Genomic DNA, 1,401 nt, shown 5'->3' with positions numbered 1-1,401 from the left:
GGCCGCTCCTCCGGGCCGCTCGCTCGCTTCTCAACCGGGCTGGAGCGGACCTAGTCAAGGGTGGAGCGCAGCGGAATCGGCGGAGCCGACGCGACCGCAGGGAGCGCCCTTTACTTGGTCCGTTCCGGCCCGACACTGACAAGAAGCGAGTGGCCCAACAGCAACCTCACAACTCAGGGCCACAGCAACACCTTCGCCCACCCCCGCTCCTCCCGCACATAACTCAGCCGAACGTGCCGCCGTAGCGCATCCCCTTGGAAGAACTCGGCCTCGTCAGGGAAGACGCGGTACAGGGTCCAGGACGGGACGGGAGTCTGCGGGTCGCGTTGGGCCAGCTCCCAGGCTGCTTCGGAGGTTCGGGTCAACTCGTCCAGGGACGGGAGGACTTCGCTCTGGTGGCCGGTCAGGGCCGCTGCGAGGGCTCCTGTCGAGCGGGCGTGCAGGTCGGACTGGGATTCGTCGGGGGTCGCCGGGAGGACCGGGCCGCGCAGGCGGATCTGGCGGCCGAGGCGGGGCCAGTAGAAGGAGAGGGCCGCGTACGCGAAGTGCTTCAGCTGGTGGCCCTTGCGGCTTGTGGCGTGGGTCGCGAACGACCAGCCTTCCTTGTCCGCGCCGTGCAGCATCACCATGCGTACGTCGGGGAGGCCCTCGTCGTCCCTCGTCGCCAGGGACATCACGTGGGGTTCGGTCTCGCCCGCCGCCACCGCCTCCGCGAACCATGTCGTGAAGAGGGCGAGGGGGGTGTCCGGTGCCGTCGTCGGGTCGAACGGCCGTAGTTCTGTCGTCCCGGGGGCCCATACCCGTAGTGACTTCAGGAGGTCGTGGAGGTCCGGTCCCGTTTCCGTTGCCATGGGTCGAGTATCACCTCTGACCTGTGCCGGGTCCGAAGTCGTATGCGGTGAAGTCCGCGGCCGGGCGGTAGCCGATCCGCTGGTAGAGGGCGTTGCTGGTCGGGTTCGCGAGGTCGGTGAAGAGGAGCACCTCGGTCGCGCCCGCAGTGCGCGCGGCCCGGCTGACCTCTGTCGTGACGGCGCCTGCGTAGCCGCGGCCCCGCAGGTCCGCCGGTGTGTAGACGGGGGCGACGCGGATCTGGCCGGCCACCTTCGCCGTGACTCCGGCCATCGACACGGGTGTGCCGTCGGGGGTCTCCCAGAGTGTGACGCCGCCGTAGGAGATCCGCGCGTCGGCCCATTCGGCCGAGCCGATCATGCCTCCGTGCCCGCCGATCGCCGCCCCGAACTCGCCGTGCCAGCGCATGAGTTGTTCGCGGTCCTTTGCCACCGCGATGCGCGGGCGGCCGGGAGGGGCGGGGTGGGGAGGCGTCAACTCGGTGAGGCGGTAGAGGCGTTGGCGGACGCTGGTCTCGGGTGCGGCTGCGGTTCGTCGTCGCCGGGCTTCCGC

Annotated in this window: 2 protein-coding genes; both read right to left on the bottom strand. The window is 70.2% G+C overall.

Annotation, left to right across the window (positions count from 1 at the left end):
- Positions 1–173: 173 nt before the first annotated feature.
- The gene (locus JHN45_RS51915) at positions 174–851 is read right to left on the bottom strand and encodes a pyridoxal 5'-phosphate synthase (RefSeq protein ID WP_201056488.1); all 678 of its coding nucleotides are present in this window, start codon (positions 849–851) and stop codon (positions 174–176) included.
- 10 nt (positions 852–861) lie between these two features.
- The coding region (locus JHN45_RS51910; RefSeq protein ID WP_201056487.1) for a GNAT family N-acetyltransferase at positions 862–1,401 on the bottom strand (540 nt) is incomplete at its 5' end.

The sequence above is a fragment of the Streptomyces sp. MBT53 genome (assembly GCF_016654115.1).
GTDB lineage: Bacteria > Actinomycetota > Actinomycetes > Streptomycetales > Streptomycetaceae > Streptomyces.
The sequence above is the reverse complement of the archived record's forward strand: the minus strand, read 5'-3'. Positions and strand labels throughout refer to the sequence as shown.